This is a genomic window from Microbacterium sp. GXF6406 (genome assembly GCF_054798215.1).
On record NZ_JBSJZH010000026.1, the window covers coordinates 20122 to 34002 of the forward strand.

Annotated in this window: 10 protein-coding genes; 3 read left to right on the forward strand and 7 right to left on the reverse strand. The window is 66.7% G+C overall.

Annotated elements, in window-relative coordinates; genetic code table 11:
- The first annotated feature begins 263 nt into the window (after nt 1-263).
- Nucleotides 264-1640, forward strand: coding sequence for an MFS transporter (locus ACWAUG_RS12395; protein WP_460802647.1), 1377 nt, complete (start codon nt 264-266; stop codon nt 1638-1640).
- Nucleotides 1641-1751: 111 nt separating this feature from the next.
- Here ACWAUG_RS12395 and ehuA read toward each other — a convergent pair whose 3' ends face one another.
- From ehuA to ACWAUG_RS12415, 4 genes are read right to left on the reverse strand one after another with little or no spacing between them, the layout of a single operon-like run.
- Nucleotides 1752-2534, reverse strand: a complete 783-nt coding sequence (gene ehuA / locus ACWAUG_RS12400; RefSeq protein ID WP_460802654.1) for an ectoine/hydroxyectoine ABC transporter ATP-binding protein EhuA — start codon at nt 2532-2534, stop codon at nt 1752-1754.
- A gap of 16 nt (nt 2535-2550) precedes the next feature.
- A complete protein-coding gene (ehuD, locus tag ACWAUG_RS12405) occupies nt 2551-3216 on the reverse strand; it encodes an ectoine/hydroxyectoine ABC transporter permease subunit EhuD (protein WP_460802648.1) in 666 nt (221 codons plus the stop codon).
- Nucleotides 3213-3947, reverse strand: a complete 735-nt coding sequence (locus ACWAUG_RS12410; RefSeq protein ID WP_460802649.1) for an amino acid ABC transporter permease — start codon at nt 3945-3947, stop codon at nt 3213-3215. The genes ehuD and ACWAUG_RS12410 overlap by 4 nt, the downstream gene beginning before the upstream one ends.
- A gap of 10 nt (nt 3948-3957) precedes the next feature.
- A complete protein-coding gene (locus tag ACWAUG_RS12415; protein WP_460802650.1) occupies nt 3958-4887 on the reverse strand; it encodes a transporter substrate-binding domain-containing protein in 930 nt (309 codons plus the stop codon).
- Between the two features lie 195 nt (nt 4888-5082).
- On the opposite strand from ACWAUG_RS12415, the gene ACWAUG_RS12420 reads away from it, so the two are divergent.
- Entirely contained in the window at nt 5083-5844 is a 762-nt protein-coding gene (locus ACWAUG_RS12420) for a GntR family transcriptional regulator (RefSeq protein WP_460802651.1), read from the forward strand.
- Between the two features lie 22 nt (nt 5845-5866).
- Here ACWAUG_RS12420 and ACWAUG_RS12425 read toward each other — a convergent pair whose 3' ends face one another.
- Both ACWAUG_RS12425 and argG read right to left on the reverse strand, forming a co-directional pair.
- Nucleotides 5867-8521: a penicillin acylase family protein gene (locus tag ACWAUG_RS12425; RefSeq protein ID WP_460802652.1), complete on the reverse strand. Its 2655-nt coding sequence runs from the start codon at nt 8519-8521 to the stop codon at nt 5867-5869.
- A 69-nt stretch (nt 8522-8590) separates the two neighbouring features.
- Complete coding sequence (gene argG, locus ACWAUG_RS12430) at nt 8591-10027, reverse strand: argininosuccinate synthase (RefSeq protein ID WP_298038204.1); 1437 nt, start codon at nt 10025-10027, stop codon at nt 8591-8593.
- A gap of 212 nt (nt 10028-10239) precedes the next feature.
- Between argG and ACWAUG_RS12435 the strand changes: the two genes are divergently transcribed.
- Nucleotides 10240-13539 carry a family 20 glycosylhydrolase gene (locus ACWAUG_RS12435; protein WP_298038202.1) on the forward strand — a complete coding sequence of 1100 codons (3300 nt, stop codon included), beginning with the start codon at nt 10240-10242 and terminating at the stop codon, nt 13537-13539.
- Nucleotides 13540-13590: 51 nt separating this feature from the next.
- On the opposite strand, the gene ACWAUG_RS12440 is transcribed toward ACWAUG_RS12435, so the two are convergent.
- On the reverse strand, nt 13591-13881 hold a 291-nt coding region (locus tag ACWAUG_RS12440; RefSeq protein WP_460802655.1), incomplete at its 5' end, for a hypothetical protein.

Below are 13881 nucleotides of genomic sequence, written 5' to 3' on the forward strand. Positions count from 1 at the left end.
TGTCGCCGCTCTTCTGTCTCCGCTCTTCTGTATCCGCTCTTCTGTATCCGCTCGTTGGCTGAGCGCCGCCTGCGGTCGTGCTGATGTCCTTATGCTCTCGTGCATAACTCAGGAGAAACTGGTGCGTGTGCCGCGAATCCGGCCGGTGCGGGTGGCTTGATCCAAGAATCTCCGGAGTTATGCAGGGTGCCGAGCAGCCCGTGCGCGGTCACCCGGATGCCCGGCGGGGAATTTAGGGGCGCCGGAGCGTGCCAAGATGATGTGTGACATCGCACGACCCCGCACCGACTGAGAACCCGTCCCGCCTCGCTCGACTCAGCGCCGGAATCCGGGCAGCGCTCGACGACAGCGTGCTGCGCGCGCTCGTGGCGTCCTCATCCGTCTCCCGCATCGGCCGCGGCGTCTTCTTCGCCATCACGGTGCTGTACTTCACGCAGATCCTCGGACTCACCGGTACGGAAGCGGCGCTCGTGCTCGCGATCGCGAGCGGCACCGGTGTGCTCGCGTCGTTGCTCGGCGGGTGGCTCGCAGACCGGTGGAGCGCCAGGCGGATGACTTTCGCGTTCGAAGCCCTCGGGGGAGCGCTGCTCGTCGCATACGCCTTCGCCGGGGACTTCGCCAGCGCGCTGATCATCGCGTGCACCAGCAACTTCTTCGACACTCTCGGCCACTCCTCGCGCTCGGCGATCATCGCGCGCGGCTTCACCGCCGACAAGCGGGTATTCACCCGCGCCGTCCTGCGGACCGTCACGAACGTCTCCATCGCCGTGGGCGCCGGCATCGCCGCAATCGCCCTCGCGATCGGCACCGGGGCGTCGTACCGCGCGGTGATCATCGTCGCCGGTGTTCTCGGCGTTCTCGGCTCCCTGCCGCTGCTCGGCCTGCCGGCGCGCGTCGACGCCCCTGCCCGCAATGCTGAGGTGACGGAGATCCGCACCGAGACGGGCTCGATCGACACAGTCGCCCAGGGGGAAGCCGAACGGGCATCCCGTCGCGAGTGGAATCGCCGCTCGCCCTGGCGAGATCCCCGCTACCTGCTGCTCGCACTGCTCTCCGCCGTATTCGGCATGCAGTTCGGAGTCGCCGAGGTCGGAGTTCCGCTGTGGGTCACCAGCGCGACCGAAGCCCCGGAGGTGATCGTCGCCGTGCTGCTCATCGTGAACACGACACTCGTGGTCATCTTCCAGGTTCCGCTCTCGCGCGGCACGCACGATGTGCGCACGGCGGGACGGGTGACGATGATCGCCGGATGGCTCATGGCTGCGGCCTGCATCGTCTATGCGCTGTCGGCGGGGCACCCGGCCTGGGTCGCCGTCGTCCTCCTCATCATCGCCGCCCTGACCCATACCTTCGCAGAGGTTCTCTCGCAGGCTGGCGCGTGGGGACTGAGTTTCGAGCTCGCTGACCCGCAGCGCGCCGGTGCATACCAGGGGGTGTTCGGCATGGGCTTCTCCCTCTCGGCGCTCGCCGCCCCGCTCGTCGTGAATGCCACGGCGATCCAGATGGGGATGGTCGGCTGGATTATCCTCGCCGTCGTGTTCCTCGGCGCTGCGGTCGGCATCGCGGTGATCGCGAAGCGTGCTGCCGCCGCGATCGAACGCGAAGCGGCGTCCCACAGCCCGAGCGCAGCAGCGGTCTGACACCGGCTCCGCAACAACCCGGCTGCCGTTTCGACGCGTCGACGGGCCCAGTGGGAAGCAGGCGGTATTGCTGTCCGCCGTTCTCCCTCTCGCCTCGCACCGCCCGGTCGCTCAGAGCACGGCGGAGAGGAAGTCGCGGGTGCGCTGCTCCTGCGGGGCGCTGAAGATCTGCTCGGGAGCGCCCTCTTCGACGATGCGGCCGCTGTCGAACATGAGCACGCGGTTCGATACGTCACGCGCGAACTGCATTTCATGGGTGACGATCAGCATGGTCACGTCGGTTTCGCGGGCGATATCGCGCAGGATGTTGAGCACTTCGCCGACGACCTCGGGATCGAGGGCACTGGTGACCTCGTCGAGCAGGAGGATCTCGGGCTCCATGGCGAGGGCGCGGGCGATGGCGACGCGCTGTTGCTGACCGCCGGAGAGCTGCGTCGGGTGGGCGTTCTCCTTATCGGGCAGTCCGACCTTCTCGAGCAGAGCGCGGCCCTTGGCGATGGCATCCTTCTTCGACATGCCCAGCACGTGCACGGGCGCTTCGATGATGTTCTCGATCACGGTCATGTTCGGGAACAGGTTGAACTGCTGGAACACCATGCCGATGCGCTTGCGCATCTCGTTCTTGTGCTTCTCCTTGAGGGGGATGCGCTTGCCGTCGCGCTCGAAGTGGGTGAGGGGCTTGCCGTCGATGGTGATGTATCCGGCGTTGGCCTCTTCCAGCGTCATCACCAGGCGGAGGATGGTCGTCTTGCCCGATCCGCTCGGGCCGATCAGGGTGACGCGGTCGCCGCGGCGCACCGTGAAGTCGAGATCGTGCAGCACGATGTGGTCGCCGAAGCGTTTCTCGACCTTGTCGAAGCGGATCGCGGGGACGTCGCCCTCATCCAGCGAGATGGCGCCGGTGTGGGTTTCACGCGGTGGTGTATTCAAGACGTTTCTCCAATCGCCTGGTCAGCAGGGAGCTCAGGTAGCTCGCGACCAGGTAGATGAGTCCGGCGATGATGATCGCCTCGACGTAACGGAAGTTCTTGCCGCCGTAGAGCTGCGCCTGGCGCACCATCTCGGTGACGGTGATGACCATGAGGAACGGGGTGTCCTTGAACATCGAGATCACATAGTTGCCGAGGGAGGGGAGTGTCGAGCGCAGCGCCTGCGGAATGATGACCGCCGCCCAGGTGCGTCCGCGGGACATCGACAGCGCGGTGGATGCCTCCCACTGGCCGGGCGGCACGGCCTCGATTCCGGCCCGATAGACCTCGGCCATGTAGGTGGCGTAGTGGATGCCGATGATGACGATCCCGAGGACGAGCGGTGAGACCGTGGTGAAGACGTAGTAGGCGAACAGCAGCTGCACGACGAGCGGCGTCATGCGCACGAAGTTCATCAGCAGTGTGATGATCGCGGCGATCGGGCGGGGTGCGGTGCGCCGTCCGAGGGCGATCGCGAGTCCGAGCACGGCGGCGATGATGCTGCCGATCACCGTCACGACGAGTGTGACGGTGAGGAACTTCATGAGGATGTCGGGGAATGACGCCGCGGCGTGGTCCCAGTTCCAGAATCCGGTGTCTCCGTTCATCCGAACTGACCCGCTCCCTGCGCGTCCGGCATCGGGGTCGTCGTGATCGTGTCTCGCCACATTCCGCCCTGGCCGAGGCGGTGCTTGGCACGGGTCTCGAGGGCGTTCATGACGAGGGTGAGTGCGTAGGCGATGGCGAAGTAGATGAGGAGTCCGAGCGTGTAGGCGAAGAACACATCGGTCTGCACGCGGAGGCGGTTGAGCTCGGCGGTCAGGTCGACGATCGTGATCAGGTAGACGACGGCGGTTCCCTTCAGCAGCTGGATGAGCAGATTGTTGAGGGAGGGGAGCATGAGCGCCCATGCCTGCGGGAAGATCACTCGCCACATACGGTGGGTGCGGGACAGGCTCAGGGCTGTCGTGGCCTCCCACTGCCCGGCGGGCACAGAGTTGATGGATCCGCGCACGACTTCGGCCCCGTAGGCGCCGTAGTTCATTCCGAGGGCGAGGATGCCGGTGAGGACGGCGGGCAGCTCGATGTGGAAGGGCGGCAGCGGCAGCACGAAGAAGAAGAAGAACAGCTGCACGAGCAGAGACGTGCCGCGGAACAGCTCGATGATCGTGCGGGCGATGCCGCGCAGAACGACGTTCTCGAACCTCGAGAGAAGCCCGAGTCCGATGGCGACGACGAACGCCAGGAGCGCGCCGCCGGCAGTCAGCTGCAGGGTCATGAGGACCCCGTCGATGATCTGCGGCAGCGCTCTCCCGAGCGCTTCGAAGTTTTCCGTCATTGCGCTGCGATCAGCCCAGCTCGCCCGCGCAGAGCTGCTCCGTGGTCAGATCTGCCGGGGGCAGGTTCTCCGCGGTGAAGCCGAAGGGTTCGACGAGGTCGAGGTAGGCGGTCTCGTCGCCGGTGATCTTGGCGAGCTCGGCGTTGTAAGCCTCGAGGAGCTCGGTGTCATCCTGGCGGAAGACGGTGGCTCCGGCTCCGATCTGTGCGACGCCGTCGATCTCCTGCACGAATGCCTCGGTCGTCTCGACGCTGTCCATGCCTTCGGTCATCCAGTTCAACGAGACGGCGGTCAGTGCGAAGGCGTCCGCCCGGCCGGACTGGACGACCTCGATGCCGGCCTGTGCGCTGTCGACCTGCACCGTGTTTCCGATGCCGAGGTCGGTTGCGTAGCCCTCTTCGATCGCGCCGGACTGCACGGCGAGGGTGACATCGTCGGCTGCGGCGACCGAGTCGAGGTCGCTGAGGTTCTTCGGGTTTCCGGATGCCACGACGAGAGTTGTCGTGTACATGATCTCGGGGTCGCTGAACGCGGCTTCGGCGCAGCGCTCGGGCAGGATCGACATTCCGGCGCTCACGGCGTCCCAGCGCCCGGCATTGAGCCCGGGGATGAGGGAGTTCCAGTCGACCTCTTCGATTGTGATGTCGTCGATTCCGAGGTTCTGGAAGATCTGCTCGTGCATCGCTATCGTGGCGCCGGTGGCTTCGCCGCCCTCGACCCAGGAGTAGGGCTGTTCGGAGGCGATCGCGAGAGTGATCGAGCCCTCCTGCTGGGCGCGCTCCAGCGTATTCATGCCGTCGGAGTCGCCGCCGTCGGATGAGCAGCCGGCCAGGAGGCCGAGCGTCAGGGTCCCGATCGCTGCTGTTGCGATCCCGAGTCGTATGTTTCTCTTCGTCATGATGTCCTCGCGTTCCGTGTCGGCGGTCTCGCGGCGCGTCATCGAAGCGCCGTTGGCCGTGCCCCAGACTAGAGAATCTGTCGAGGTATGTACAGTCAGACGCGCAGATTGTCGACACGTATACAAAAACGTGATCATGCGGCAGACTGGGGAACCCGGCGTCGACTTCGCTCCAGGGCGTCCGAGGATCGAGAATGAGATGTTCGCGGTTTTGCGCGACGGTTGGAAGGGATGCACATGGCTTCACACACCCCTCGCGCGGTTACGCCGATCTCGATGGTGCGGGTCGCTCGCCCATCGACCGTCGACCTCATCACGGCTGAGCTCCGCAAGGCGATCTACACCGGTGCGCTGCCTGTGGGGAGTCCGATCGGTGAAGTGGAGATGTCGTCTCAGCTCGGGGTCAGTCGCAGTCCCCTGCGGGAGTCGACGCAGCGTCTCGTGCAGGAGGGGCTGCTGACGGCATCCCCCGGTCGTGGGATGCGGGTGAGTGTGATCGGACCCGAGCACGTAGCGGATGTCTACGACGCCCGTCTCGCGGTCGAGGCTCAGGCGGCGCGCCTCATCATCCGCGGTGGGGCGCCCTCGGTGCTGGAGCACCTGGAGAACGCCTATCGCGAGCTCGTCGAGCTGAGCGAGAGCACCGATGCCCGAGCCATCGGCGATGCCGACCTCGACTTCCATCGTCTGCTCGTGGATTCCGCCGGCAGTCGGCGCCTCTCGCACTACATGTCGACCCTGGTGATCGAGACGCGGGTCGCGAGCCTGAGCGACCCGAACGGCTACACGGTGCGCCGTTCGGTCTCAGAGACATACCGGCAGTTGCTCGACGCCCTCGCGGCCGGCGATGCCGCCGCTGCTTTTTCGGCCCTTGAGCGTCAGTTCGCCGAGGCGGTCGCTCGTCTGACGGGTCAGGATGAGACGGTCGACACGGTCGAGACGCCTGAAGACGAAGAGCCGCCCAGCATCGGTCCTATCGACTTCGCCGACGAGCGCTGATCGGCGCGACCGGCGCTCCGGCTCAGCCCTTCGGGATGAGCCGGAGCGTGTCGATGGTCGCTTCGTCGACCGCCCCGGGCGAGAAAGCCCAGGGGGTTTGGATGCCGTTGGCCCAGTCCTCGGTCTGATCGACGTAGTGCGGGTGGAAGGGGTGGCCGGATGCTCCGGTCAGGTGGTTCCACGTGGAGGCGTCGAAGTCGCTGAGGTCGATGACCATGCGCATGGAGGGCACGGTCGTCGTCTCGTAGGAGGTGCCGAGGTTCCATCCGGTGGCGTTGACGACGGATGCTCCGCCCCCGACCCGGTAGGGGCCGCGGTTGAACAGCATCTCGATGGGGACGATGCCGGAGGAGCCGAAGGTGTCGTTTGTCAGAGTGAGGGCGTGGAGTCCGCCCCAGTTCCAGGTGGAGGGGACGTTGCCCTGCAGCCCGACGAGTTCGTCGTAGGCCTGTTCCGCGGAGAGCGCGAGCATCGCCTCTTGACCCTCGACGCCGATCGTGTCGTTGGTCCACAGCGGGTCGTCGGGGTTGGCAAGCAGTTCGGAGACGACGATGAAGAGCCGCGACTGGCTGGTGATGGGCAGCGGCTCGTCCCGGTTCTGGAAGAGGTTCTGGACGAGGTGGGACCAGAGCACGTTGGCATAGGCGGCGCCGGCCGAATCGATGTTGTTCTGGGCATCCCAGGAGCGAAGCAGGGCGACCGCGGCCTGCGGTCCTTCGCCGGCGACCTCGACGTCGCCCATCACGTGTGCCAGGGCCTTGCCGATCCACATCTCGTTGTCGTTCTGGATGTCGCGCATGTCCTGCGCGGTGAGGGGGCCGTCGGCGGCTTTTCGCTCGATGAGATTCACGATGCGGCTGCCGCGGTATCCGTAGTCCCAGTCGCGGGAGAGGAAGTAGTCGTAGTCGGCGTCGTCGATGATCGCGTTGTTCGCGGTGACGATGTATCCGGACGGCGGGTTGTACACGACGGGGAGCTCTTCGAATTCGATGAAGCCGGTCCAGTCATAGCTGCTGTCCCAGCCGGGCTGGGGCAGCCAGCCGTCACCGGCTCCGCGGATCGGCAGCCGTCCCGGGGCCTGGTAGCCGATGTTGCCGTCGATGTCGGCGTAGATGAGGTTCTGTGCGGGCACGTCGAAGAGTGCTGCCGCTGCGCGGAAGTCGTCGAAGTCGCGTGCCGTGTCGAGGGCGAAGATCGCACTCGCGGTGGTGCCGGCATCCAGAGCCGTCCAGCGCAGGCTGACGGCGTATTCGCCGGAGAGCGCCCCGGCGGCGTCCGACTCTCCGTGCGTCAGAGCTGATCCGTCTGCCATGACCAGACCATCGGCGACGCCGGTGAAGTCGGCGGTGAGCCCGGAGATGATCGGTCCGTGCACCGTCGAGCGGATCGTCAGGTCGATGTCGTCACCGCCGGCGACGACGATCTTCTCCTCCCGGACGTCGAGGGGGACGAGGGCGCCGTCGCGCCAGTAGGAGTCGCCGTCGACCTTCTCGATGTAGAGGTCGGCGACGTCGGTCGTGAGGTTGGTGAATCCCCAGGCGACGGTGTCGTTGTGGCCGATGACGATTCCGGGGAGCCCCGAGAACGTAAAGCCTCCGACGTCGAAGGGGCACTCGTCGTTCACCGTGGAGCAGCGCAGCTGCATCTGGTACCAGACGCTGGGCAGCGCGGCGCCGAGGTGGGGGTCGTTGGCGAGCAGGGGCATGCCGGTCTCGGTGAGCGCGCCGGAGACGACCCAGGAGTTGGACCCGATGCCTTCGCCAGCGTCCCCGAGAAGGATCGATGCGGCGGCGATGACGGAGTCTGCCTCCTCCCACTCGATGGTCGAGATCGCCGTCTGCACGTCGTCGTCGGTGGAGTCGATGAAGGATGCCGGTTCCGCATCCGTTTCACTGCCGACGGCGGGCACCGTGGAGATCTTCGGGACGATCACGGGGTTCGAGTCGAAGGGGTATGCCGGATAGAGCTGTTCCAGGAGCGTCAGGCTGTCGGCGGGGGCCGTGTCGTCGCCGATCTCGGCGATGAGCAGAGCGCGTTCGGTCTCATCCTCGATGTTGGTGCGCAGGTCCCAGGCCATGGCCTTCAACCACGCGACGGAGTCCGCCGGCTGCCAGGGCTCCACCTGGTAGTCGGGGTTCTGTATGCCGAGGATCGCATATTCGAGTGACAGGTCGGCGCCGTCGCGCGAGTCGAGGTACGCGTTGACGCCTGCGGCGTAAGCCTCGTAGTAGGAGAGCGTCGTCTCGTCGAGCGCTTCGACCTCCTGCTCGGCGGTTTCGTGCCACCCGAGCGTGCGCAGGAACATGTCGGTGGCGGCCTGCGACTCGCCGAACAGCTCCGCGACGCGACCGGAGGTCACGTGGCGGCGGAAGTCCATCTCGAAGAAGCGGTCCTGCGCGTGCACGAAGCCCTGTGCGTAGAACAAGTCGTCGGTGCTGTCCGCGGTGATCGTGGGAACGCCCAGAGCATCCCGCTGGACGACGACCTCTGCGCTGAGCCCGGGAGCATCCAGCTCGCCCGTGGTCTGCGGGAACGACCGGTGCACGGTCCAGACGACGAAGAACGCCACTGCGACCACGATGACGACGAAGGCGGCGAGAACGCCGAACACGATGCGTCCGATCTTCCCTCCGACTCCTCGGCGGGGTACGGCGATGGCTGCAGAATCATTCGTCATTGAAAGCTCTTTCGGGCGAAGAGAGCGCGCGCCCCGATCCTTCGGGGGATCAGGGCGCGCGAAGGGTGTTCAGTCGGTGCCGGAGTCGAAGGCTGCGCCCTCGGAGACCGTGTCGACGGCATCCGCGAGCTTCTCGTCCTCGGCGGACAGGTTTCCGTCGGTGATCTCGGATGCCTCGCCCGCGGTGACGCGGCCGACGAGCTCGCCGGTGGCACCGCCGACGAGGCCGAGGCCCGCGTACTGCTCGAGGCGCGAGCGCGAGTCGGCGATGTCGAGGTTGCGCATGGTCAGCTGGCCGATGCGGTCGACGGGGCCGAAGGCGGCGTCGCCGACGCGCTCCATGGAGAGCTTCTCGGGGCCGTACGACAGGTTGGGGCTCGTGGTGTCGAGGATCGTCCAGTCGTCGCCGCGGCGCAGGCGCACGGTGACGGTGCCGGAGATCGTCATGCCGACCCAGCGCTGGATGGACTCGCGGAGCATGAGCGACTGCGGCTCGAGCCAACGGCCCTCGTACATGAGGCGGCCGAGGCGGCGACCCTGCTCGTGGTAGGTCGCGAGGGTGTCCTCGTTGAGGATGCCGTTGACGAGGCGCTCGTAGGCGATGAACAGCAGCGCCATGCCGGGCGCTTCGTAGATGCCGCGCGACTTCGCCTCGATGATGCGGTTCTCGATCTGGTCGCTCATGCCGAGGCCGTGGCGGCCGCCGATCGCGTTGGCCTCGAAGACGAGGGCCACCGGGTCGGTGTACTCGACGCCGTTGAGGGCGACGGGGCGTCCGCCTTCGAACGTGATGGTGACGTCCTCGGTCTCGATCTCGACCGAGGGGTCCCAGAACTTCACGCCCATGATCGGGTCGACGGTCTCGAGCGAGACGTTCAGGTGCTCGAGGGTCTTCGCCTCGTGCGTGGCGCCCCAGATGTTGGCGTCGGTGGAGTAGGCCTTCTCGGCGGAGTCGCGGTACGGGAAGCCGTGCTCGACGAGCCATTCGCTCATCTCCTGGCGGCCGCCGAGCTCGGTGACGAAGTCGGCGTCGAGCCAGGGCTTGTACACGCGCAGGCGCGGGTTGGCGAGCAGGCCGTAGCGGTAGAACCGCTCGATGTCGTTGCCCTTGTAGGTGGAGCCGTCGCCCCAGATGTCGACGCCGTCCTCCTTCATGGCGCGCACGAGCATAGTGCCGGTGACGGCACGGCCCAGAGGCGTGGTGTTGAAGTAGGTCTTGCCGCCGGAGCGGATGTGGAAGGCGCCGCACTGCAGGGCGACGAGGCCCTCTTCGACGAGTGCGGTCTTGCAGTCGATCAGGCGGGAGATCTCGGCGCCGTACTCGAGCGCGCGGCCCGGGATCGCTTCGATGTCGTCCTCATCGGGCTGGCCGAGGTCGCCGGTGTAGGTGCAGGGGACTGCTCCCTTGTCGCGCATCCACGCGACGGCGACGGAGGTGTCGAGACCACCGGAGAAGGCGATGCCGACGCGTTCGCCGACGGGAAGAGACTGCAGGACCTTGGACATGCTTCCCATTCTATCGGCGCGCGGCGTGTCGTCATACTCGGACCGCGTGCTTCTGCATGCGCTCACATTCACGGTGTGTTTTCGCGGCACAACAGGCGTAGCGCCCGGGTCAACCATTGACATTCTCTGCGAGAAGACCATATGTTAGCGCTGCCATGACTCGCGCGCTGAGGCGCGAGCGGACGATGACCGTCCCCAGCAGAAGGAATTCCGTGACCCACCTGAACTCCCCACCCCGCCGACGTCTTCCCCGGCTCCTGGTCGCCGGCGTCGCCTCCGCCGCTCTCGCACTCGGCACCCTCGCCGTGGCTGGTCCCGCCGCCGCCGCGGTCGACCTGCCCGATGTCATCCCCTCGATCGACGGGTGGGAGTCCTCCGGCGGCACCTTCTCCGCGGCATCCGACATCACGATCGCGCCCGGCGATGGCGGCGCAGCATCCGAGTCCGAGCGCATGGATGCCATCGCCGGCATCCTGCGCGATGAACTCGCCACCCAGTACACCGATGCGAGCATCGCGGAGGGAGGCGACGGCGACATTCGTTTCACCATCGATGCGGACCGTGACGACCTCGGCGACGAGGGCTACGAGCTCGAGATCGACGACAGCATCGTCATCACCGCCGCCGACCCCGCCGGAATCTTCTACGGCACCCGCACCGTCGTGCAGATGCTCACCCAGCAGAGCGAGCTCCCGCAGGGGTCGGTCATCGATGTGCCCGCTTACGAGGAGCGGGGCGTCACGGTCTGCGCCTGCGTCATCAACATCTCGACCGACTTCATCGATCGACTCATCGAGGAGATGGGCTTCCTGAAGCTCAACACGATGCTGGTCGAGCTGAAGCTGAAGGTCGACGGCTACCCCGAGACGAACACCTGGTCGTACTACACGAAGGACGACATCCGGGGGCTCGTCGAGAAGGCGAAGGCCCACGGGATCGACGTGATTCCCGAGATCAACTCGCCCGGCCACATGGAGATCTGGCTGGAGAACCTGCCGGAGCTGCAGCTGACGAACGAGAACACGGGCGCCAAGGACGAGGTCCGCATGGACATCACGAAGGATGCCTCGTTCGACTTCTACACCGACCTGATCGACGAGTACTTCGAGGCGTTCGACAGCGAGTACTGGCACATGGGCGTCGACGAGTACATGCTCGGCAGCGGATATGCCAACTACCCGCAGATCAAGCAGTTCGCCCAGGAGCAGTTCGGCGAGGGTGCGACGGAGAACGACGTCGTCGCCTGGTACGTGAACAAGGTCAACGACTATGTGAAGGCGCAGGGCAAGACGCTGCGCATCTGGAACGACGGCGTCATGGCCGACAACGCCTTCGTGCGCTTCGACACCGACATCATCGTCGAGCACTGGAACCAGGCGGGGTCCTCGATCCGTCCGCAGCAGTTCATCGACTGGGGCCACACGGTCAACAACATCTCGAACTCGCTGTACATGGTGCGCGACGGCTACGGGATCAACAGCCGTGCGCTCTATGACCAGGGCTGGACTCCCGAGCAGTTCTACGGGCAGAAGGTCACCAGCGGCACCGAGGCGATCCTCGGCGCGCGCATGAGCATCTGGCCCGACGGCGGCACCCCCGGCGAGGCGGAGAACACCACCGAGGAGCGGATGTTCGAGCCGCTGCGGTTCGTCGCGCAGTCGACCTGGTCGGCGTCGCGCCCGTGGGACACCTTCGACGGCTTCCGCGCGGCGATGGACACGATCGGCCACGCACCCCTGTGGGATGACGGCGAGCGTCACCCGCTGCCCGAGGGCGCGTTCACGCTGAGCAGCGATGCCGGTGCGCTCTCGGTGACGGACGGGGGACGGCTCGAGATCTCGGATGCCGGAACCGCCCTGACCTTCGCGCAGACCGCCGACGGCTACTACACGATCACCGCCCCCGACGGTCGATGCGTCGACATCGCCCGTGACGGCACGATGCGTTTGAACGTCCCGGTCGGGATCGGGGCCGACCTGCGGGTCGCGGCCTGCTCCGACACGACGATCCAGCGCTGGGAGGTGCGCGAGGCCGATGGCGGATTCACCCTGCGCAACGCCGCCAGTCAGCAGTTCGTCTCGATCTCGGACGGACTCGTCGATGTTCCCGTCGCCGGCGCCGGATTCACCGATGTCGCCGATGGTCGCGTCGTGCAGACCCCGGCCGACTGGGGACGCACCGTGTGGGAGGCCGTGGGAGAGGTGTCGATGACGCCCAAGCCGGCGACGATCTCGCTCGAGCCAGGCACGTCGACCGATGTGTCGTTCACGATCACCAACATGCGCGCCGAGACGGTCGAGGGCGCCTCGGTGCGCGTGGCCGGAACGGCCGCGGGCTTCACCGTGCTGCCGTCGTCCGTCGCGGTCGATGCGCTCGAATCCGGTGCGGCGACCGAGGTCGCCTTCACCGTGCACAACATCGCGGCATCCGGCGGGACCGATTCCGTGGCCTTCGAGATGGTGGATGCTTCGGGCGCCGTCATCGCCTCGGCCGCGGTCTCCACGTCCGCGGTGTGCAGCGCCGACAGCATCCGTCCCGCCGCGATCAGCGACGTATCCAGCGAGCAGACCACCGGGGAGCCGGCGCCGAACGGTCCGGCCGCCGCGGCGATCGACGGCGACCCGGCCACCTACTGGCACACGCAGTGGTCGCCCTCCGATGCGCCCTATCCGCACGCGATCGTCGTCGACCTCGGCGAGGAGCAGTCGATCTGCGGCCTTTGGTACACCGGCCGTTCGTACTCCGGATCGGGCGGTGTCAACGGACGCATCGCCGACTACGAGGTCTACGCCTCGGCCACCGCGTCGACGATCGACGGCGAATGGGGCGACGCGGTCGCGACCGGGACGTTCGCGAACTCCGGTGACGCGCAGCTCGCATCGTTCGCCCCGCAGTCGGCGCGTTATGTGAAGCTCGTCGCTCTCAGCGAGATCGGTGGCAACCCGTGGGCGACGATCGGCGAGCTCGCCGTGGCCGGCCCGGCCGCCGAGCTCCCCGTCTATGAGACAACGCTCGAGATCGGTTCCGCCGAGGTGCGCGCGGGCGGGGAGATCGAGGTCTCCGGAGCCGGCTTCGCGCCCGGTGAGGGCATCTCGTTCGCGCTCGAGCCGGTGGATGCCGCGCCCGGCGCGGCCCGGTCGGCACACGCCTCTGCAGTCGAGGTGACGGTGGCGGCCGATGCGGACGGTGCTTTCGCAGCATCCGTTCCGGTCGCGGCCGACACCGCGGCGGGGGCGTATCGGCTGGTCGTCTCGGGGGCGGCGTCGTCGGCCTCGGCCGCGGCCGACATCACGGTTCTCGCAACTGACGGCGAGCCGGGCGCAGAGCCCGGAGAGACGCCGGGTGCGGAGCCGGGAGACGGCGCTACGGGAGGCAACACGGGCGGCAACGCCGATGGCGACGGATCCCTGGCGGTCACGGGCGTCGAGGTGACCGGGGGCGTCATCGCCGGCATCCTGCTCCTGCTGGCCGGGTTCCTGTTCGTCCGACGTCGTCGCGCAGCGACGAACTGATCATGAGGCGGGGTGTGCGGCGTTCGTGCGCTGCGCACCCCGCCTCGCTGTTTATGCGTGAAGAAGTGAGCTGCACTTCATATCGAGGCCGGGAACATGCATGATTGACCGTTTCCGGAACTGGCGCTGACCAGCAAAAAATAGGCTCTTCGTAATTGAAGGTGTAGTCGGGGTGCGCGCGGCGATTGGTGGATAGGGGTCGAGGTCTTCCAGGATGGAAGTTCCTACGCTGTCCACCGGAAAGACCTCGACGTGTTCCACGCTACCTTTGCCGCGCCCGATCTGACCACCTTCTGTCGCCTTGACGAGCTCGGCCTGCAAGCTGTCGGGCAGCGCCTGGAG

Bases quoted from the DNA above. Each gene is read 5' to 3' on its own strand.
- ACWAUG_RS12420 (WP_460802651.1), top strand. From the start codon at position 5,083: ATGGCTTCACACACCCCTCGCGCGGTTACGCCGATCTCGATGGTGCGG.
- ACWAUG_RS12425 (WP_460802652.1), bottom strand. From the start codon at position 8,521: ATGACGAATGATTCTGCAGCCATCGCCGTACCCCGCCGAGGAGTCGGA.
- ehuD (WP_460802648.1), bottom strand. From the start codon at position 3,216: ATGAACGGAGACACCGGATTCTGGAACTGGGACCACGCCGCGGCGTCA.
- argG (WP_298038204.1), bottom strand. From the start codon at position 10,027: ATGTCCAAGGTCCTGCAGTCTCTTCCCGTCGGCGAACGCGTCGGCATC.
- ACWAUG_RS12410 (WP_460802649.1), bottom strand. From the start codon at position 3,947: ATGACGGAAAACTTCGAAGCGCTCGGGAGAGCGCTGCCGCAGATCATC.
- ACWAUG_RS12415 (WP_460802650.1), bottom strand. From the start codon at position 4,887: ATGACGCGCCGCGAGACCGCCGACACGGAACGCGAGGACATCATGACG.